At 57.0% G+C, this 18,254-nt stretch carries 21 protein-coding genes, 1 tRNA gene and 2 pseudogenes; 9 read left to right on the forward strand and 15 right to left on the reverse strand.

Annotated elements, in window-relative coordinates:
• Positions 1-79: 79 nt before the first annotated feature.
• A complete protein-coding gene (locus HMPREF3169_RS08195; RefSeq protein WP_061923827.1) occupies positions 80-1,015 on the reverse strand; it encodes a sugar-binding transcriptional regulator in 936 nt (311 codons plus the stop codon).
• Between the two features lie 219 nt (positions 1,016-1,234).
• On the opposite strand from HMPREF3169_RS08195, the gene HMPREF3169_RS08200 reads away from it, so the two are divergent.
• Together HMPREF3169_RS08200 and HMPREF3169_RS08205 are read left to right on the forward strand one after the other, a co-directional pair.
• Positions 1,235-2,596: a lipase family protein gene (locus tag HMPREF3169_RS08200; RefSeq protein ID WP_070432656.1), complete on the forward strand. Its 1,362-nt coding sequence runs from the start codon at positions 1,235-1,237 to the stop codon at positions 2,594-2,596.
• A gap of 90 nt (positions 2,597-2,686) precedes the next feature.
• Positions 2,687-3,253 carry a hypothetical protein gene (locus HMPREF3169_RS08205; RefSeq protein WP_070456108.1) on the forward strand — a complete coding sequence of 189 codons (567 nt, stop codon included), beginning with the start codon at positions 2,687-2,689 and terminating at the stop codon, positions 3,251-3,253.
• Between the two features lie 190 nt (positions 3,254-3,443).
• Here the strand turns inward: HMPREF3169_RS08205 and HMPREF3169_RS08210 are convergent, their stop codons facing one another.
• The 3 genes from HMPREF3169_RS08210 to HMPREF3169_RS13425 are packed head-to-tail and all read right to left on the reverse strand — an operon-like array spanning position 3,444 to position 5,734.
• A complete protein-coding gene (locus HMPREF3169_RS08210; RefSeq protein ID WP_235591067.1) occupies positions 3,444-3,722 on the reverse strand; it encodes a hypothetical protein in 279 nt (92 codons plus the stop codon).
• Positions 3,723-3,763: 41 nt separating this feature from the next.
• Positions 3,764-4,948: a TRAFAC clade GTPase domain-containing protein gene (locus HMPREF3169_RS08215; RefSeq protein ID WP_070456109.1), complete on the reverse strand. Its 1,185-nt coding sequence runs from the start codon at positions 4,946-4,948 to the stop codon at positions 3,764-3,766.
• A gap of 21 nt (positions 4,949-4,969) precedes the next feature.
• Complete coding sequence (locus tag HMPREF3169_RS13425; protein ID WP_246815616.1) at positions 4,970-5,734, reverse strand: TspO/MBR family protein; 765 nt, start codon at positions 5,732-5,734, stop codon at positions 4,970-4,972.
• A gap of 103 nt (positions 5,735-5,837) precedes the next feature.
• On the opposite strand from HMPREF3169_RS13425, the gene HMPREF3169_RS08225 reads away from it, so the two are divergent.
• Positions 5,838-6,155: a Wadjet anti-phage system protein JetD domain-containing protein gene (locus tag HMPREF3169_RS08225; RefSeq protein ID WP_061923842.1), complete on the forward strand. Its 318-nt coding sequence runs from the start codon at positions 5,838-5,840 to the stop codon at positions 6,153-6,155.
• Between the two features lie 48 nt (positions 6,156-6,203).
• Here HMPREF3169_RS08225 and HMPREF3169_RS08230 read toward each other — a convergent pair whose 3' ends face one another.
• On the reverse strand, positions 6,204-6,800 hold the full coding sequence (locus HMPREF3169_RS08230; RefSeq protein WP_246815617.1) for a hypothetical protein: 597 nt from the start codon (positions 6,798-6,800) through the stop codon (positions 6,204-6,206).
• Positions 6,801-6,839: 39 nt separating this feature from the next.
• Between HMPREF3169_RS08230 and HMPREF3169_RS12995 the strand changes: the two are divergent.
• Together HMPREF3169_RS12995 and HMPREF3169_RS08245 are read left to right on the forward strand one after the other, a co-directional pair.
• A pseudogene (locus HMPREF3169_RS12995) lies at positions 6,840-7,413 on the forward strand (transposase); the annotation flags it as partial.
• A 122-nt stretch (positions 7,414-7,535) separates the two neighbouring features.
• Complete coding sequence (locus tag HMPREF3169_RS08245) at positions 7,536-8,174, forward strand: hypothetical protein (RefSeq protein WP_061923848.1); 639 nt, start codon at positions 7,536-7,538, stop codon at positions 8,172-8,174.
• A 13-nt stretch (positions 8,175-8,187) separates the two neighbouring features.
• Here the strand turns inward: HMPREF3169_RS08245 and HMPREF3169_RS12780 are convergent.
• The 4 genes and pseudogenes from HMPREF3169_RS12780 to HMPREF3169_RS08260 all read right to left on the reverse strand — a co-directional run.
• Positions 8,188-8,424, reverse strand: a pseudogene (locus tag HMPREF3169_RS12780) (tryptophan-rich sensory protein); the annotation flags it as partial.
• Positions 8,425-8,482: 58 nt separating this feature from the next.
• A complete protein-coding gene (locus HMPREF3169_RS08250; RefSeq protein WP_148132114.1) occupies positions 8,483-8,902 on the reverse strand; it encodes a hypothetical protein in 420 nt (139 codons plus the stop codon).
• Positions 8,895-9,377: a helix-turn-helix domain-containing protein gene (locus HMPREF3169_RS08255; RefSeq protein WP_062043774.1), complete on the reverse strand. Its 483-nt coding sequence runs from the start codon at positions 9,375-9,377 to the stop codon at positions 8,895-8,897. The genes HMPREF3169_RS08250 and HMPREF3169_RS08255 overlap by 8 nt, the downstream gene beginning before the upstream one ends.
• A gap of 67 nt (positions 9,378-9,444) precedes the next feature.
• A complete protein-coding gene (locus HMPREF3169_RS08260; RefSeq protein ID WP_070456111.1) occupies positions 9,445-9,972 on the reverse strand; it encodes a hypothetical protein in 528 nt (175 codons plus the stop codon).
• A 242-nt stretch (positions 9,973-10,214) separates the two neighbouring features.
• Here HMPREF3169_RS08260 and HMPREF3169_RS08265 point away from each other — a divergent pair, with 242 nt between their 5' ends.
• Entirely contained in the window at positions 10,215-10,439 is a 225-nt protein-coding gene (locus tag HMPREF3169_RS08265; RefSeq protein ID WP_070456112.1) for a hypothetical protein, read from the forward strand.
• A 73-nt stretch (positions 10,440-10,512) separates the two neighbouring features.
• Here HMPREF3169_RS08265 and HMPREF3169_RS13430 read toward each other — a convergent pair whose 3' ends face one another.
• The 5 genes from HMPREF3169_RS13430 to HMPREF3169_RS13435 all read right to left on the reverse strand — a co-directional run bounded on the left by HMPREF3169_RS13430 (position 10,513) and on the right by HMPREF3169_RS13435 (position 12,221).
• On the reverse strand, positions 10,513-11,025 hold the full coding sequence (locus tag HMPREF3169_RS13430; RefSeq protein ID WP_083286104.1) for an excalibur calcium-binding domain-containing protein: 513 nt from the start codon (positions 11,023-11,025) through the stop codon (positions 10,513-10,515).
• Between the two features lie 93 nt (positions 11,026-11,118).
• Positions 11,119-11,192, reverse strand: a tRNA-Ile gene (locus HMPREF3169_RS08275).
• A gap of 103 nt (positions 11,193-11,295) precedes the next feature.
• Complete coding sequence (locus HMPREF3169_RS08280; protein ID WP_070432665.1) at positions 11,296-11,634, reverse strand: hypothetical protein; 339 nt, start codon at positions 11,632-11,634, stop codon at positions 11,296-11,298.
• A gap of 41 nt (positions 11,635-11,675) precedes the next feature.
• Positions 11,676-11,819 carry a hypothetical protein gene (locus HMPREF3169_RS13155; RefSeq protein ID WP_168162630.1) on the reverse strand — a complete coding sequence of 48 codons (144 nt, stop codon included), beginning with the start codon at positions 11,817-11,819 and terminating at the stop codon, positions 11,676-11,678.
• A 153-nt stretch (positions 11,820-11,972) separates the two neighbouring features.
• Complete coding sequence (locus HMPREF3169_RS13435; RefSeq protein ID WP_246815618.1) at positions 11,973-12,221, reverse strand: hypothetical protein; 249 nt, start codon at positions 12,219-12,221, stop codon at positions 11,973-11,975.
• Positions 12,222-12,514: 293 nt separating this feature from the next.
• On the opposite strand from HMPREF3169_RS13435, the gene HMPREF3169_RS08295 reads away from it, so the two are divergent.
• A complete protein-coding gene (locus tag HMPREF3169_RS08295; protein WP_070456115.1) occupies positions 12,515-13,849 on the forward strand; it encodes an AAA family ATPase in 1,335 nt (444 codons plus the stop codon).
• Between the two features lie 320 nt (positions 13,850-14,169).
• On the forward strand, positions 14,170-14,883 hold the full coding sequence (locus tag HMPREF3169_RS08300) for a hypothetical protein (protein WP_070432668.1): 714 nt from the start codon (positions 14,170-14,172) through the stop codon (positions 14,881-14,883).
• Between the two features lie 324 nt (positions 14,884-15,207).
• Here HMPREF3169_RS08300 and HMPREF3169_RS13160 read toward each other — a convergent pair whose 3' ends face one another.
• Entirely contained in the window at positions 15,208-15,360 is a 153-nt protein-coding gene (locus tag HMPREF3169_RS13160; RefSeq protein WP_168162631.1) for a hypothetical protein, read from the reverse strand.
• A gap of 358 nt (positions 15,361-15,718) precedes the next feature.
• Between HMPREF3169_RS13160 and HMPREF3169_RS08305 the strand changes: the two genes are divergently transcribed.
• Entirely contained in the window at positions 15,719-17,983 is a 2,265-nt protein-coding gene (locus HMPREF3169_RS08305; RefSeq protein WP_070456116.1) for a DEAD/DEAH box helicase, read from the forward strand.
• Positions 17,984-18,254: the final 271 nt, after the last annotated feature.

The following is an 18,254-nucleotide window of genomic DNA, read 5'->3' on the forward strand; positions in this document are numbered from 1 at the left end:
GACTTTCAGGCATTACACTACCGCAGCCAGCACAAATGTCAATGATGCTATTTACATTTGTTCACCTTTATGATACGGCTCACTCCCCTGCTAGAACGCGCTGCGCCGTGTTGTGATCGATGACCAAATGCGTGGCCAATCCTTGCTCGAGTACCACCCGGATGGCGTCGGCCTTTTCCGCCCCTCCGGCAACGAGGACGCGTGCCGGCCGCGCCGCCAGGGCGTCGAAAGTAATGCTCACCGTTCGCGCGTCCACCTCGGGCACAGCGACGCGGCCTTCAGCGTCAAAGAAGCGGGAGCAGACATCGCCTACCGCGCGCTCCAAGATGAGCTGCGTTTCCTCCCCACTGAGATAGCCCAGGTTCAGCGCCAAAGACTCGCGCGCGGCCGCGCCCACCGTGAACACCGCGACGTCGACCTGGGAGCCCATCTCCACGATGTGGGCAATATGGCGATCCTTTTCCACCCATTGCTTCGCCTCGGCCGAATCGAAAATGACAGGCAGCGGCAGCATAAAGGTCTCCGCATTGAAGGCGCGCGCAAAGCCCTGGAGGGTGGCGAAGTCCTTGGTGGAGCGCTGCGTGTGCGAGTGCCCGCCCTTGAGCTGCACCACCTTTACCCCCTCGAGCGGCAGCTGGCGCAGGTGCTCTGCCACGGCGGACATGGTCTGGCCCCAGGACACGCCGACGCTGGAGCCGTCGTGGACGAGCTCTTCGAGCAGCGCGGCGCCAGCTGCGCCTAGGTCCTGCATGAGGTTGCCGCCGCGTGGGGTGGTGACCACGCGGGCGTCGGCAAGCGCGAAGTGCTCCTTTAGCTCACGCACCAGCTCATCGGAGCGTTCGCGAGGATCGTTGATGCTGATGACCACGAAGCCCTGGTCGTGCGCATGCTGCAAAAGCTTGGAGACGGTAGGGCGCGAAATACCCAGACACTGCGCTACCTCCGCTTGGGATAGGTGCGAGTTGTAGTACAGCTTGGCCACATCGAGGGCCTGACTATCGCGCGCATCAATCATGATTCCATTCAAGCACGCCCGCCCGGAAACGTAATGCTAACGGTGTACACCCCTATACGGGCCTGTACAAACGGATTAAATTCATTTCCCCATTGTTAGTTAGCAAAATTAAACCAATAATAATCGGTGTCAGCTCCACCGCGCAGCGCTCTCCCCGCCCCCTAACGGCGTAGCCAGACAAACACTAAGACTCCTCCGATCTCTAGAAAGGACGTTGCCGTGCAAAAATCACTGCGCACCTACCTGCCACTGCTTGCTTCTGCTTGCCTGACCTTCAGCATCTGCCCCGCCGCCGTCGCTGCCGATGCTCCGAACACCGAGCTGCCTGAAAGCGCCCTCATTGAAAAGGCCCTCGAAGATCCAGTCGCTGACGAGAGCCCGGCTGAGGCCTCCGACATCGCAACCGACGCCAAGGAGCTTGACGACGCCGCGCCAAGCACCGACGCCGCAGCCCCCTCCGATAACAAGGTCGGCGACGAGTACAAGGCCTTCTACCACGACCCAGTCGAGCTCGAAGGCTCTGAGCCAGGCCAGCTCTTCCGCTCCGATGCCGTGCGCAATCCCGCCAACACGCTGGGCATTACCAACGTGGGCCCGTACAAGGCACAGCGCATCCTATACTCCTCCACCAACCGCAAGGGTGAGAAGATTCCGGTCAGCGGCATCGTGATTGAGCCGAAGGCGGAGTGGACCGGCAACGGTCCGCGCCCGCTCATCGCCTTCGCACCGGGCACCCAGGGTGTGGCCGACCGCTGCGCACCTTCGCGCAAGATTGCCGACGGCGTGGGTGACTACGAGCAGTTCTTCTTTGAGCAGTACCTGAAGAAGGGCTACGCAGTCGTGGTCACCGATTACGAGGGTCTGGGCACCCCGGGCATGCATACCTACATGGACCGTGTCTCGCAGGCACACGCCGTGCTCGATAGCGCCCGCGCTGCCCGCCAGCTAGAAGGCTGGGATATCAACGCCGATAACCCGGTCATCATCAACGGTTACTCGCAGGGTGGTGGCGCCGCCGCTGCTGCCGCTGAGCTTTACAACGACTACGCCCCGGAGCTCAACGTCAAGCTCGCCACCGTCGGCGCCGCTCCTGCGGATCTGACCTTGCTGCCGCCGGCTCTCGACGGCACGCTTTACTTCCTCTTCGAGTCCTTCGCTCTACTGGGGCTGAGCAACTCCTACGACGTGGACCTGTACTCCCACCTCAATGAGGAGGGCAAGACCGTCCTGCAGAACGCCACCAACTCCTGCACCTTGGGTCTGACCAGCTTCGCGGGCAAGAAGATTGAAGACGTCAGCATCGACGGCAAGAACGTCGACGAGTTCATCGCTGAGGCACCTTACGACAAGATCCTGGCCGACCAGCACATTGGCTACGACGCCCCATCCATCCCGGTGGTCATCACCCACGGCCGCGGCGACGATGTGATTCCTTTCTCCACTGCTGAGCAGCTGGCCAAGGAGTGGTCTGAGCGCGGCGGCAACGTCACCTTCATCCCGAACGATGCCGGCTCGCATGTGGCAGGCACCATCCCGCACATCAAGGAATCCCTGAAAGCAATCGAGTCTGCTTTGCAATAAGCCGACAGCTAGAAGCCAGCTTCGCCACAGAAACGCTTCCTAACATCACCCGTGGTCCGAAAGACCGCAACGATAGAAAGGATTTATCCTATGCGTTCCATGAACGCCCTGCGCCGCGCAACCATTGCCGCCGCACTTCCCGCAGTTGTAATCGCCGGTGCCGCCAACGCCACCGCCGCTGAGACCACAGCCGGAACCCCGGCTGCTGACGCCACCACCACCGACACCGCCGCAACCGCCCCGGCTGCCGACGGCGCCGCAACCACCAACACCGGTGCTACCACCAACGGCGAAACCGACTCCGGTATCACCGCGGACACCCCGCTGAACCAGCTGTCCTCTGCCGACCCTGCTGCCCTCCTGCAGCTCGGCAGCGCCCTGCTCGGCGGCAACCGCCCGGACTTCTCCGATCTCCTCGGCGGCAACACCGACTCCAACAAGGAGAACCTGCCAACCGGCATCAACGCCTTGAAGCACGAGGCTGCACAGCTGGAGCAAGAAGCCGGCCACAAGCTGTTCGAGCTGAACGTCATCGATTCCACTCATGTCCATGTCGGCTTCGCTGAGACCTACGACCTGCAAAAGGACGCCAAGGCTCTCACTGCACTGCAGCAGACCGCCGAGACCAACGGCATCACCCTGACCACCGACCGCTAAAGCGGCAGAGAGTCAGGCAAAGTACGAAAGTACTTCCTCTTCTTCAGATAGCCACCCCGCGGCGCAGTAAATCACTGCCGCCGCGGGGTGGTTTCAAATTCATCCACAATGCGGTTCACTTTGCCGCAGTTAGGGGCCGCACTTTGTTTTGTAGGTTCGCCAGCAGAGTGCGTATCGCCCAGCGCCTTAGCTAGACGGAGTCCGCCGCCCAGCATTTTTCATACTGGCCAGCTACCAACGGCCAAACGAAGTCGCGTGCTTCTTCCAACGTAGACTTCGCTTCCAGCTCTGGGCCATCAATGACGAAATCATGCTCGATTGGGCGGCCGGAACAATCGCGTCGGCCTTCCGGGTCTTCGAACCTCATAATGACGCGGTCTCCCATCTTCTGGAACACCTCGCGAGAGTTTTCCAGCCCAGAAAAAGCCGAAAGATACTCCGGCAATGGGTCCTGGAAACCGCCATCCATGAGAAAGCAGTTTCCCCAGTTCTTTCCCCTAGTCGCCCAAATTATCCCCATTGAGGCGACCTCTTAAGGAAACCGTCTTCAATGGACTGCCGAATCTTTAGAACGAAATCGGATAGAAGCATCTCGTAGAAGTTGTGATTCTCCAGTGCCTTTTGGCGTTTTTCTTCAAGCATTGGCACAGCTAGACTATCAAGCTCTTGGATAATTCGCTCAATCAACTGAACCTTGCCCCACTTACCTGCCAACCTTCTAGGCAACTTTTTAAGGAGGTTCGGAGCGAAGCTCTGTGCGTTAAAGCCGGAGGCAAGAGTCATAATGAGGCTAATGCCTGCCTTAGCCAACTTTTCATCCAAGAGAGCGGCTGGAAGGATTCGTAGTTTTGCCCAACGTTGGTAGCGCTCAATCGGAAAGATGGTGGCCAGCGGGAGGATTGCCTCCAAGCCCTTTTGCTGCTCGACGTCGATTTCGCCGTGGGCGAACTCCGCAGAAGAAAGTACTGCGTAGTCCTCACCAACAGAAAGAGCCTTATCGCCCTCTACCAAGTCAGCGAGGACCTGGCGCAACCCGTTCAGCTCATCTGCTGCATGCAAAATGATCATTTTTTGGAGATCATGCGCTGTCATCTCAGGGAGCAAGTCAGCCTTCGACAGCGCAATAACCCAAATGCGAGGGAATTGCTCAAGCTGCTCGTGACCATCGAGAATCTCTTCACGAACCGTAAGCAGCATATTGCGCAAAGTGGTGAATAGCGACTTCAGGTAGCGAGCTTCATCGCCTTCATAGTCCACAAGCTTTTGGCCATCAACTAGGACCAAAGCCACATCAGATTTGACGAGCTCACGGAAAGTTGCTGACCTATCTTCCTTTTCCATTTCGCTCGAGGGCTTCGATTCAAACCACTCACCTGGGTAGTCACGCCAAGTGATGTGGATGCGTGGGCGTTTGCTTCGCTCACCCAACGGTTCCGAAATCGGCATCAACTTGAAGTCGTACTTCGAAGACACAAATTTATCGGCTGCAGGAGCTACATTCTTCTCCTTCATGCCGTAGTAGCGCTGAAGGAGACGATTTCCATCGGTCGATTCTTGCGCCAAGAAGCGGTAGCCGTTCGAGTCCACAACACTTTGCTCATTCAGGTGTCCGTAGAGAGACGAAAGTAGAACGGTCTTTCCGCTTCCGGCTTGACCAAATACTGCGATTTGCTGGTGAAATTGAAAATCTGCCACGTTAGAAATTTTAGCGAATCCCTAGCGCTTCCGATTAAGCCGCACAATCTCCGCACTGAGCACGGTGGCAAAGCCCGTCCATGCCGCATAGGGTGCGAGCAACGCACCGCGCTCGGGTGCGAACTTCCAGGCGCGGCGCACGAGGTCCCCGGAGCTTGCGGCCAGGACGCCGGCCCAAACGGCGGCCAGCCTCTTACGCTTCGAGCGGAAGAAGACGCCGCTCCAGCCGGCATTCCATGCGAGGTTCGCACCGAGAACCGCGGCATGCTTGCGTGCTGCGGCTTTGGATTTGGCGGTGTCTTCTTCGATGTGGTCGGCAAGAACGATCGAGTTGATGACCGCGATGTCAGCATAAAGTGCAGTCCAGACAATTGGGAACGCGATAGCCGGTGGCTGCCAGTTCGGGAGTTTGAGGCTGCAGTAGTGGCGGCTATCCGGCTTGCTCAACATCGAGCCGATAACGCCGCACGCGGTCACCGCGCCGACCGCCTGGCGGATTTCCGCGCCCGCTTCCTCGAGCTTCTCAACGGCTCCACCGTGCGAAACCTCTCCCACCTCACCACTGACCTGCGCCGTGCTCGCAGTGATATTGAGAGGCGCATGGAATTCATCAACAAGTCCCTGGAGCGCTCTCCCTTCAACGGTGAGCGCACCGTGCGCATCGACGTCAAGGATGCTCGCGGCCAGGTGGTCCAGGATTTCCAGCGGGATCTTGATGCCGCCACCTCCCACAGCTTGGGCGAATTCGGCTCCGATGATACAGAGACTGCCCTTGCGCGCTACCACGCGTTGGACAAGATCTTGAGCCGTTTGGGCTCGAGCCAGCCAGAGGATCTCCGCTGGCGCAACGTGGTGTTAGATACCCTCCGGCACGTGAGCTTTATCGGCCGTGAGTTGTACCCCGACGGAACGACACATCACCTACTGGGGCGACCTCGACGCCGCCGGCTTTGCCATCCTCAACGCCGTGCGCGCCCATTTCCCCCACACGACGTCACTGCTCATGGACACAGCCACCGTCACCGAATTCCAGCACCTGGCTGTCCCCGACCCCGGCGACGGCTCCGCCGCCCTTACCCACCTCAGCACCGAAGAGCAGCGCGCCTACCGCCTTCTCTTCACTGCGTGCCGGCTGCGCATTGAGCAGGAGCGGATTCCATTTGCTCATGTGAATGCGGTGATTCATGCAACGCTCGCAGCAGCGTGACGCTGCCACCCCGCGAACGCTGGACAAGATGGCCTCTTCCTGCAGTAGCTATTCTTCCGTTTCTCTTTTTCTGGCTTGTCTGCGCTCACGCCTTCGGGCACGCTTTGCTTTGCGGATATCGACGACCCAACGCGGAACAAAAGGCCAAGGAAGCGGAACCCCGACCGCGCCCGTAAATCCAATGACTCCGATAACGAAAACTGCCACGAACGGAACCTTCAGCACCGTGTAGACAAACTCGGGAGGGTTGGCACTTGCGACCAACCCCATGGCGCCGGCAGTGCCCATAATGAGCGAGCAGTAAGGATAAATAAAAAGGACGCCATCACTTTCTGCGCCTACAAAGTCGACATCGTCGTACCATTTTTCCGATCTAGGTTGCCTCCGCACGCACCTAATGTAGTAGGTCCAGTAGAGCACCATGACAAGCACTACCCCGGCGCATACAAGCAACTCAGTAACATCGCCGTTCATAGAATAGGCCTCCCGTGGCTGTCGGTTGCGGTATGTATAAACGCTACCAGCGCCAGCGGGGGTGCGGCGTGGGACGAAAACAAAAATATTGATGCGGGCAAGCGCCCGAACCACGGACGCGGGCTTGACCTTTTGGAAGCAGATCCCGCCACAGGAAATAATAGAAATCAAGGCAAATACCTAGGAACAAAACTCGGGGCACTTCACTGGGTGATCAACAAGTCTGCCTACATGGCCATCGGCGTTGATATCGAAGCAATCAAGCACATCTAGGGACTATGGATAGCTAAAGAAGAAGGAGCGTCGTTTTGGGCACAAGTGAGCTCTAACTTGTCGAACCGTGGGGTTAAGAACGTCTTAATTGTCTGCTGTGATGGGCTGAAAGGCTTACCTGACTCGGTCGCCTGGTTTCATGGTGCAAACCTGTGTCGTGCGCCTGATTCGTGCCGCCAACCGGTGGGTAGCCTACGGGGACCGGAAGAAAGTGTCAGCGGCGTTGAAGAAAGTCATCTACACGACGAACTCTATCGAGTCGTTTAACAATGAGCTGCGTAAAGCCACCCGCAACCGAGTGCAACCTACCAACGACGAATCCGCGCTATAGACACTGTAGTTGATGATCTGCACTATTGAAGACAAACGCGCTGATCAACGCGCCAAGAAAGGAAAACGGGCCGCAGCGTCAGCGAGCCGACTTGTCGAGGGCGGAAAGGCTTCCGGCTGGAAGCAAGCCAGCAACCAAATGGCTGTGGCATACCCCGACCGCTTCAATAAATACCTCTAAGAAAACCAAACCCCACACAAAACTTGACACGCTCCGCGAAGCCGAATTTAGGCAAGGAACGCACATAGGGGAAGATTCCCCGTTTCCCGCAGTGCGCTGGGCAATCGCCTTAGAATACACCTATGCACAAACTCTCTTCTCTCCTACTTTCCCTGCCCCTTGCCGCAACACTTCTTTTGACCGGTTGTAGCAATGGCAGCGACAACAGCGAGCATTCCTCCGAAGCATTGCCCGAAACCTCTTTCTCTCAAGCTGCCGGCGCTACGCAATCCGATGCCCGTTCAACCTCCAGCGAAGACACTGCAAAGGAACATCAAGGTCCACAGCCAACTCTGGGCAATAGCGGCGAGGGCGCCAACGCCCAAGCCGCTAGCGGGGCCGCCGCAAATCCAGATACCCAGTCTGGCAGCAACACCTATCCCAACGGCGATGCCATCGCTTCAACCGACTGCTACGACTTCCCCGCAGACATCACCGTTCGCCCCGGCAGCATGAGCTCCTGCGCCTATGTAGCGGAGCTCTACAAGGCAGCAACCGCAGCGACCTACACCTACAGTCAAAGCAACCCCCATGTCACTGCTGTCCCGAAAACGACCGTGACAGTCACCAGCCCAACCACTGGCCAGACCTACAACGTCGATTGCCGCATCGGTTCCGCTGGCGACACCCTTACCTGCGAAAAAGACGGCGATCGCAACTCCGGTGCCTCATTTACCGTAAATAGCGGGCCGTTCTGGCATGGCCGAGTCACAATCCTCTAGCGCAGTCGCAGTGCTAGTGTCTGCGATTCAATCGCGCAATCTCCGCACTGAGCACGGTGGCAAAGCCCGTCCATGCCGCATAGGGTGCTAGCAACGCACCGCGCTCGGGTGCAGACTTCCAGGCGCGGCGCACGAGGTCCGCGGAGCTTGCGGCCAAGGCGCCGGCCCAAACGGCGGCCAGACTCTTATGCTTCGAGCGGAAGAAGACGCCGCTCCAGCCAGCGTTCAATGCGAGGTTCGCACCGAGAGCCGCGGCATGCTTGCGTGCTTGGAAAGGCCATCCGCCTTATCCCAAGGAACGGCACGGACTACTCCGCTTCTTTGTCCGCAGCGTTTTGGCGTAGGGCTTCCAATTGCTCTTGCGGAATCGAGGGTGCTGACACGCCAAACTTAGGCGCTAGGTTTTGCAATTCGTAATTGACCACGGCAACGAGCTCATCAAGCTTGTAGCCCAAGAGAAGCTGAGCCAATTCTTCCGGCGTTAACTCTTTATGCTCCGGCTTTGGCCAGTTACCACGCAGGGCCAGCGCCAACTTCGCGCGCTCCGGCACGTCAACATCAATGCGAACTTCAAGCACCAGAGTCTCACGAGTCTGACCTTGCGAAACCTGGAAAGATACTTGGCCTTTCGTTTGCACTACATCCTTCGACTGTTGTTCCCCGATGCGCTGCCCCTCAGCGCGAAGCAACTGCCACGTCGCATAGCCAGCCCGTTGTTCTTTAGACAAGAGTCCCCTCCATTGTGTAGTCCATCTGCTGCAGTACTCCTGTTTCAACGGACGCTACCGGGGCAGCGAATACAAAGTCCGTTCCCAGCTGACCACGGCCAGCCTCAGAGAATTGTTCGTGAGCCTCATTCGCGTTTGCCAAAGCAGTAATCCGCCGAGCAATTTCTTCTTTAAGCTCGGCATAGGGAGCACGTCCATGCTGGATACGACCATCTACCACAACGTGCGCCACATACGCTTCAACAGAGTTTGCGTACGCACGAATCATCTTCATTGTGTGGTTCTTCTTCCCAAGTCCCACCAATGATTCAAACTTGGTGACAACAGAGCGATCGACACCCATGCGCGATGCCACCTCGCTTTGCGTCATACCTCGCAGTTTTCGAAACTCCACGAGTTGCTCAATGAGGTCCATTTGCGACCCGATGAGGTCCCCGGGTAACGCATCCTTCGGCTTGATCGTTAACTTCGCCATTACCAATTCACCCCTGATTCCCTATGTTCCATCCCATCATAAGCTATGTGCATTTTAATGCACATCCCTATTTCGGCGGCCATTGCCGAAAAGTGACCCGATTTTTCTGACACCATTGCTTACCTAGACGCATAGCCAGCAAAATGTCTCGATCCTGCGCCTCGTTAGCCTTACGAACCCCCTGACGCGTGTCATCAAAGATCCGCTTTTCTTTACACAAGCTCACAAGCATCTGGTGGGCCGGTTCACCCGGCCTCGAAGAAATATCGAGGAAGTACAGTCGAAAATGACGGTCCTCGCCGTTCTCACCAGTTCCCCACCCTTTCAACTCGCCTAACCATGGCGGGTTCAGAATTTCATTAAGAACCCTCCTGCCCGATGGCTCCACCAATGCAACGTCATCTTCTCGGGCGCCACGCTCACCCCAACGCAGCAAAAGTTGTTGCATCTCGAGAAAAGCATCTTCATCGATTCCCTCAAGCTTCTGAAACTCATCCAACGCCCCCGGCAGAAACTCCCAACGCGTCAGCCCCTCGTCCGCATTGACTGCCGGCAGATACACGTGAGGCATCTCCGGAAACTCGAAATCATCCACTAGTTCCTCCCGAACTCCCCTACGCAGGTATGCCCTTCAAATCTCACCTTCCGCCGTGACAAGCTCCAGCCGTGCCCGCACAGCGGTATCGCTATTCATGTTTTCTCCTGACCCCCGGCACACGTCGACAAGTGCGATGTTGTCAATACTTTCGACAGTACGCGATTACACTAAATCATGACCTCCCGCGTCGAGCCCCTCTTTGATTGCCCCACTGTTAAAGGCCTTCATACCGCACGTCGATGCCACCCACGCGCCAGCTCTATGCATCACTGATTGCGCAGGTAGGCCTCTACATCGCTGTGACCGCCGCCATGGGCATTCCCCTACTGCTCGTGGCATCCGTACTCATCGGCGGCATCGCCGCACTCGAAGCCCGCCGCGCCGGCAACCTCATCTCCGCCACCACGCTCCACCTCGTCTGGAGCACAGGCATGGCGTTTCTGCTACCACTATTTATCAACTAGGCAGGCACAACAAGAAAGGGCACATGCTTGGCGACGCCGCGCAAATGCCCTCTCCTTAACAGTTACCGTTTAGCTAGTTTTCACAAGCTACGCCGTCACCATCACGATCAAGATCGGAGCTGTAGCCAGGGTCTCCCGCATAGATCGGGGCTGCACCAGCGGCGCGAACTGCTGCACAGTTTGCGTAGTACGCAGCAGCTGGCGCCGGCGCTGGAGCCTGCTGTTCCTCAACAACTGGTGCTTCCGGAGCCGGCTGTTCAACGTAGACGCCTGCATCAGGATCGACATTTGCATCAACGTCCGCTGGTGGAGCCAAAAATCCGGCTTGTTGCTGGACGGTTTCTTCCATTACCTGCGCGGGACTTACCTCTGGCTGCACCGCCGGTTCCGTCGGCGGCGGGGTTACTTCAGAAGGCTGGACAGAAGAAGTAGTGGAAGTAGCCGAGCTAGAAGAGGAAGTGGTGGTCTGCGATGTCGTCGTGGCTGGCTCCGACGTAGGTTGAGAATCGGAGCCTCCCCCACCGCAGCCTACAAGTAGTGCGGCAGCGCCCAGAGTAGTTACCATCAAACCAAGAGAGCGAGACATCGGGAGAACCTCCGAAAGAGAAGAATTAAGGCTTCTTCAGATTACAAAGATTCACCCTGTACGCTGGCACTTTGTGATGAGAATCCCAAAGAGTGGGGCCACCGGGGCTCGAACCCGGGACCAGCGGATTATGAGTCCGCGGCTCTAACCGACTGAGCTATAGCCCCGCGTATCCCTGCCTGCTAAGGGCACCAGTATTCAACTAGCGCACGATACAAACAGCGAATCCGCTCCCAGCAACATTAATCGGCAGGCCCGGAAAATGGCAATTTAGGGCCCGTCCTGGCCGCCATCCTCACCGAGGTTTTCCGGGCCCGATCTCTGCGTCGAGTCCTCAGCAACGGTCTTCCGCCTTTTCACCGCCACAACTACGCCCACGATGTAGGACGCAATCATCCCAAGACAGCAGAGCCAAAACAAGACCGCGGAAAGATCTAAAGCCCACCGCCCCACAATCTGAGTGAAGGCGGATTTCACGCTTTCATCCGTATCACCGGAATCGACCATAAAGAAGCCGGTCAGGAAGAGAAACGCCGTCACCGCGATGAAGGCCCAAGATTCACGCCACCCGAAGGCCTTATACGTCCCAGCATCCGCGTCCTCCTTCACGCTGCGTACAGGGATAAACCACAGTCCAAGAAGCGCAATGGCTATGAATCCCCAGCCGGAATGGAGAAGAATGCGGCCCATCCGCCAACGTCAAAAATGACCCGCCCCAAAGCAAAGAACGCCGCGCCTAAAAGGCTCATGACAAGCGCCGCGACGGAGCTGGTGTTAACGTTCCGATACTTCATGCCAGAAAGCCTAGCGCGCATCACCGCTACTTTCACCCACAAAACTGAAACGTCCCCAACCCCAGACTCCACAGCGGACCACTGCGCACAGCCTTCGGACACTGGGTTAGCGGAGCCCAAGCCTATTCCTTCTTTTCTTGCTTTTTCATTTTCTTAGCTTGCCTGCGCTCGCGCCTCCGAGCGCGTTTCGCTTTGCGGATGTCCACGACCCAACGCGGCACAAAAGACCACGGAAGCGGAATCCCAAGCGCCTGTAAAACCAATCGCCCCAATGACAAAAGCAGCAATAAATGGAAGAAACAGCACCGCTTCAACAGGCTCGGGAAGGTTCATATTTGCAACCAACCCCGTGGCACCGGCAGCGCCCATAATTAGCGTGCCATAAGGATAAATAAAGAGCACGCCATCACTTTTGGCACCTTCCGAATCGGCTGTGTCATACCATCTTTCTGATCTGGGAGTTTTCGCACACTCCGGATGTAATAGGTCCAGTAGAGAACCATGACAACCACCAACCCGAGACACACGAGCAGCTCGGTAGTATCCCCGTGCATAGGATGTGGCCTCCTGTGATTGCTTTTGCGGTGTGTACTAAAACGCTACCAGCGCCCACCGGGTTAAGGCACGGGAAGAAAACGAATCTCAGCACCCAAACCTAGGACCGATTTACATGGTGGGCTTGTAGTCTTGCGACCATGAGGCTCCTTTCCTTTAGTGTGTCTAACTTCCGCAGCATCCGCGCCACGCAGACACTTTCGCTGTACCACCACTGGCAGCACTCCACCGCGCCGGAGGAAGGCTGGGAGCAGGTCAGCGACCCCATCACCGTTCTCATCGGCCCCACCGCTTCCGGAAAGAGCAGCGTCCTCAACGCCCTAGCCTTCGCACTGCTTGCTATCGAGTCTTCTGCCACCGCCTGGCTTGCCGACGCCCCACCCAACCAACTCCCCCACGCCCCGTACCGCCTCAACCCCCGCACGCAGCGCTTGCCCAGCACTTTTGAGCTGGAGTTCGAACTCGATGACGTGCGCTACCTCTACGGCTTCCAGTGGAGTTTCACCGGTGTGCATGCCGAGTGGCTCAGCCGCGTGCCATCGACCAAGTGGAGCCCCTGCTTCGTGCGCACCCGCGGTGAGGAGGTGCAGTGGACGCGCTCCTTTATGGATAAGGGGGATGTGGCCAAGCTCGGCCCCGTAACAGACACCGAGCTGATCCTTTCCGCCGGCCTGCGCGACGGGCACCCCGTCCTCGCCCCGCTGGCCCGCGCCCTGGTGCACGACGTGGCCTACCTGCCGCACGGGCATACTGCGATGAGCACTGCCTCCCGCATCACCACCCTCATCCGCACCGGCAAGCTACACCTGCATGAGGCTGCCGCCCTACTGCGCGCGGCCGATGCCGGTATCCACTCCGTGCGGCTCAACCAGGACCACATCCCGGAGCACGTCTTCCGCCAGATGCGCCCGGTCATCGATGCACTCAGCCGTAGCAACGCACGGCTCCGCCGCCCCGACGAGTTCAGCGCCTACTCCGATGCGGAGATTGAATCCCTGCTGCACGCCATCATCGTGGAGCACAAGGCCAATGATTCCTTTTACGAGCTGAAGCTGACCGATGAATCCGGCGGCACGCAGAATTGGATGGCCACCGCTCCCCTGGTGCTGGACACCCTGCGCCGCGGCGGGATTCTGGTTGCCGATGAGCTGGATTCCGCCCTACGCCCAGCGCTCCTCGACTTCATCATCCACGCCTTCCGCGAGCCCAGCATCAACGTCAACGGCGCACAGCTCATCTTTGCCTCCCACGCCTTCAGCGCCCTCGAACGCGCCGGCGAACTGGGCCTGCGCCCGGAAAGCTTCTGGTCCGTGGAAAAGACCGCCGCCGGCGAATCAGAACTGCACAACCTCAGCGAGACATCCATCTCACTGGACAACCCCGACGCCACCCACCACTTCCTGCGCGAGCGCTACGGTACCGCCTCCCGCCAGGCGCTCAATACACTCAAGGAGCTCGTGAGGGACAGCTCATAAAGGGCGCGGGCGCTTGGCGACATCTCCCCGCCGACCACTCCACCGCGATCCCAAGATCGAGATTGTCCACATCTCCGCTTGCTGTTCACCAAAGGCTAGTTGCGATTGAGTAGGAACGCATTCCATTTGCGCATGCGCGTACCCAGGTTGAACAAGAATTCTACCCAATAGAAGAGGTCGAAGACGCGCTCAAACGAACACCTATACGACCAAAAGCTTACAAACTGCACAGATCGTAGGTTCCCCTCTTCGCATGAACAAAGTTGTGTCCCACGCAAAAGGTATACTTACCACAATGCCGAACAGGTTATCTAAAGTGAATGGAGGAATCGCTTTTGCCCCACCGACCCCACCCTTCTCTAACTCGTATCTTCCAACAAGCTTCTCCCGAAGACACGATTGTTTTTATCGACGAGAGCTACGTAGCCCCCGGTGAGGAATTTTCCGATTCCTTTTACTCGCTGGTCGCAACCGCCATTAAGTTCAAACACCTTGCCGACACCCGGTTTTGTCTGAAAGAAGCTGCACAATCCACCTATTGGCATACTACTGATTCAATGCAGACCAGAGAAGGTCAAGAAAGGGTCGAGGCAATGCTCAGGCTTTGTTATGAGTTTGGTGACTCCCATTCTGTCGCTTGCCTTCGCCCCCTTCAGTACGACCAGGATGTTGAGCACGCCCGCCAAGATTGCCTTGAAAAACTGATCACCACTATCACTGGGCAAGACCCTTCGCTCAACGGAATCATTTTCGAAGAACGGCGTTCCCAATCTGATAACGACAAAGATAGAAACACGTTAAAGCGCTTACGAAAATCAAACGTTCTTCCACAGGGAATTCCCGCAGCATGGGTTAGCCCAGCCGACGAAACGTGCCTTTGGGTACCAGATCTTGTGGCCTATATGTACCGCCGAACGCTGACTCACGGCGGTCAGAGCACAGCGTGGTTCAACAAGTATCTGGGAGAGCATTGCCAAATTTTGATGGTGGTACCGAGGCGTAAGCCCTCGCAAGCTCCAGGAAAAATTAAATGACCCTCACCTGCCAGTAGCCTCGGTGAGGGTCGAGCAGCTGTACATAATGTAGGGCTGCTCCTGTCTCAAAGTATGCCTTATTAAGCCCAATTCAGTCAAGAGGCACAATGTCACCTCCCTGGCGCCGCCTTCGATACTCAACGCGAACTGGAATTTCATCAGACTCCAATGACCTGTCAAGAGTCTCACGGATGGCATACGGCGTTATTTAACAATCAAAGGCAGGTTTACGATTGCTTAAAACTGATTGGAATCACGGATTTACGGAGGGCCCACAAGCCAATTCCCCGACGATAAGGACTTCCCCTTCGTCGGGATAAATGGTCAAGCTAGACGGCGGTTAAGTTCCGTGGACCAATTGGCAATCTCCCGCCCTAAGTACTCGACGTAGCGGCGACGATCTTCCTCATCCATATCTTGGGCCTGAGTTACAGAAGTATTAATGAGGTCAGGTTTTGAAACGGTCGACTTTGTCAATTTAATCCCTCCTTTCCCAGCATGACACGTACACTTGAAACGTCTTTCACCTATCAGTGAGACTCTTCTTAACGACAACCGAGTTGTGTGCGAGTGACTAGAGGCCACTCCAATGCTCCACTTGCTGCGCATGTCCGGCACTCCTGCCAGAATCAGGGCTTGACTGTTAAGGTACGCACTCCATCACTGCGCCCAGAAGGCCCTCCAAAAAGCTCTGGAGCCTTCGCGGCTCCAGGCGACAACGTTCCGGTAGCCGGCTCGTCGTGCGATTATTCTAAGCAATACAACGCCAGGCCGGCAAGGCCTTTAGCCGCTCACCGTCCGATAGACTAGTTCCGACGCACAAGGAACACGCACCATGACTGAACAGGAACGCCTCCAAGCACTCGAAACTCGCGTTAGCGAATTGGAGTCCCAGGTAGCCGAACTACTGCAGGTCCTCGGTCATGCTCCTTCGCGCCCCAGTACTGCAGACACACCGCAGCCGGCGAACGTTCACTCTGAAAAACGCTCACCGGAAGAGAAGATTGCCCTCTTCATGGATTACTTCACTGGGCGGACAGACGTCTACGCAGTGGCTAAAAATACTGCGGGAAAGAAGGCCTGGTACCCGGCCAGCAATGGCTACTATGACCGAAGAAATCCTAACCTGAAGCCTTTGACTCCGAAGATAATCGAGGGGCATTTGCGCCGGGACAACCGCTTCCACGTCGGTCTTTATCCACTGTGCATAGATGATAGTTGCCGGCTGTTGGTCTGCGATTTTGACGATGACGACTTCAAGCAAGCCGCCCGTGCCTACGCCGAAGAATGCAAGAACCACGGCCTCGATCCACTCATAGAAGTATCGCGCTCTGGGAACGGAGCTCATGTCTGGGTATTCTTCGACGAACCTATTCCCGCCGGCCTGGCTCGTTCCGTAGGCATCGGGCTTCTTGCCAAGGCTAGCCCGGATTCCTACTTCTCCAGTTTCGACCGGTTCTTTCCTTCCCAAGACACACTGCCGGCGAAAGGCCGTGGCTTCGGAAATCTGATTGCCCTCCCATTAGCAGGCCACCATCGCTCCGAAGGCACAACAGTCTTCGTCGACAGTAGTTTTCATCCATTGCCAGACCAATTCGAAGCTTTGGCAAGAACGAAGAAGTCAACGCTTTCCGAGCTCAAGAGAATATACGCTGCGCTTCAGCCCGATCCCGAGACATCCCTTCCCCAGGCACCCACCCGCGCAGAGCTAAAGAAGCTCAAGGCCTCGGGAAAAGTCCACGTCACGCACGATTCACATGTCCACGTCGATTTATCAGGCGTCGATGCCACCACTCGTACAGCCCTGCGGCACCTAGGCGCTATTGCCAACCCGCAGTTTTATATAAAGCAGGCCCAGCGTTTCTCCACTTTCGGCACTCCACGGATCATCGTACGTTTTGATGAGAAGGACCAAGTCCTCACGCTCGACCGCGGCACGCTCGATGACGTCCTCGACATCTTGAAGGCTGCAGGATATACCGTCACACGTCGAGGCCGCACGCCCAAGCCCCGGCGCATCGATGCGTCATTTACCGGCGAACTACGTCCCTACCAGCATTCGGCCGTCAAACAGATACTCAAACACAAGTCTGGAATGCTCATTGCCCCTCCCGGCACTGGAAAGACGGTCATGGCGTGTGCAATCATCGCCCAGCGTAAAGTTCCCACTGCGGTGATTGTTCCATCCAGGGAGCTTGCTACCCAATGGCGCCAGGCCCTCAAGCAGTTCCTCCCGGAAGTTCAGGTTGGGCAATACTCGGGAACCAAGAAGAAGCTCAGCGGAGTAATAGACATTGTCACTGCCCAATCGATCAGCCGCAGTGATTCCAAGACTGATTTTCTCTCCAGCTATGGCCACATCATCGTTGACGAATGCCACCGAGTCGGTGCTGCCGGATTGACCAATGTTCTAGCTCACCTCAACGTTCGTTTCATGCTCGGTATGACCGCGACTCCTTACCGCTCCGACGGTCTTGATAAGCTTCTTCCCCTCATTTGCGGCCCTATCCGCCATACCGTCGAGCTCGAGCGCCCCGGACGCCGCGATTACGTAGTCCACAACACCGAGTTCACGTACGACTCCCCTTACCTGTTCTGGCCCGACCTCGACACCGCCCTGGCGGCGGATGAGCACCGTAACCGCCTCATCGCCAATGTCATCGCACAAGCGGCGCAAGACGAGCACACAGTCCTCGTCCTAGTGAAACGACGCGAACACCTCGCCGCCCTCAACGCCCTGCTTGCCGACGCCCCCTTCCCCGTCCTTCAACTGCACGGTGGCCAAAAGGCAAGCGAAAGACAAGCCGTCCGCGAGAAACTTGCCGCAACACCGCATTTTGTTCTTTTAGCCATGTCTCAGGTGGCCGGGGAAGGTATTGATCTTCCCGCGCTGGACACTCTTGTACTGGCCGCCCCAGTAAGCTTCCGCGGTGTTGTCATCCAACAAGTAGGCCGCGTCACTCGCGATACCGATGACAAGGAGAGTATCTCTGCCACCGTGCACGACTTTCTCGATGCCAACGTCCCTGCTCTCGCCGCAGCCTTCAGAAAGAGAAGCTCCACCATTGCAAAGCAGGGATTCACTCGCAGCAACGGTTAGAGCTGTCCCCATGTTTAACCGATAGGGGCTGCACATAACTGGTCCCCATGTGTGGAGCATGCCCGTTAGACAAACAACTTCTAAAGTAATAACGCCACTGTACAGCACTGCGGTGATCAGCAGATGTCCTTGACGGACCGTCAGTTGAATCGAGCCACACAATGACTGAGTTTTTAATCACTCATAATCGTAAGACCGGGGAGTCCCTCATAGAACACTTTGAAGAACCGACTCAAGTGAAGCGTCCTGGGTTTAGTTCCGCTTCTTTTAC

Source organism: Corynebacterium sp. HMSC08C04 (assembly GCF_001807495.1).
Taxonomy (GTDB): Bacteria; Actinomycetota; Actinomycetes; order Mycobacteriales; family Mycobacteriaceae; genus Corynebacterium; species Corynebacterium simulans.

Excerpts from the sequence above, each read along its gene's own strand:
- HMPREF3169_RS08255 (WP_062043774.1), bottom strand. The coding sequence starts at position 9,377 with ATGGCGAAGTTAACGATCAAGCCGAAGGATGCGTTACCCGGGGACCTC.
- HMPREF3169_RS13155 (WP_168162630.1), bottom strand. The coding sequence starts at position 11,819 with ATGAAGTATCGGAACGTTAACACCAGCTCCGTCGCGGCGCTTGTCATG.
- HMPREF3169_RS08305 (WP_070456116.1), top strand. The coding sequence starts at position 15,719 with ATGACTGAACAGGAACGCCTCCAAGCACTCGAAACTCGCGTTAGCGAA.
- HMPREF3169_RS08265 (WP_070456112.1), top strand. The coding sequence starts at position 10,215 with ATGCCACCCACGCGCCAGCTCTATGCATCACTGATTGCGCAGGTAGGC.
- HMPREF3169_RS08295 (WP_070456115.1), top strand. The coding sequence starts at position 12,515 with ATGAGGCTCCTTTCCTTTAGTGTGTCTAACTTCCGCAGCATCCGCGCC.
- HMPREF3169_RS08195 (WP_061923827.1), bottom strand. The coding sequence starts at position 1,015 with ATGATTGATGCGCGCGATAGTCAGGCCCTCGATGTGGCCAAGCTGTAC.
- HMPREF3169_RS13430 (WP_083286104.1), bottom strand. The coding sequence starts at position 11,025 with ATGTCTCGCTCTCTTGGTTTGATGGTAACTACTCTGGGCGCTGCCGCA.
- HMPREF3169_RS08300 (WP_070432668.1), top strand. The coding sequence starts at position 14,170 with ATGGAGGAATCGCTTTTGCCCCACCGACCCCACCCTTCTCTAACTCGT.
- HMPREF3169_RS08245 (WP_061923848.1), top strand. The coding sequence starts at position 7,536 with ATGCACAAACTCTCTTCTCTCCTACTTTCCCTGCCCCTTGCCGCAACA.
- HMPREF3169_RS08210 (WP_235591067.1), bottom strand. The coding sequence starts at position 3,722 with ATGGATGGCGGTTTCCAGGACCCATTGCCGGAGTATCTTTCGGCTTTT.
- HMPREF3169_RS08205 (WP_070456108.1), top strand. The coding sequence starts at position 2,687 with ATGCGTTCCATGAACGCCCTGCGCCGCGCAACCATTGCCGCCGCACTT.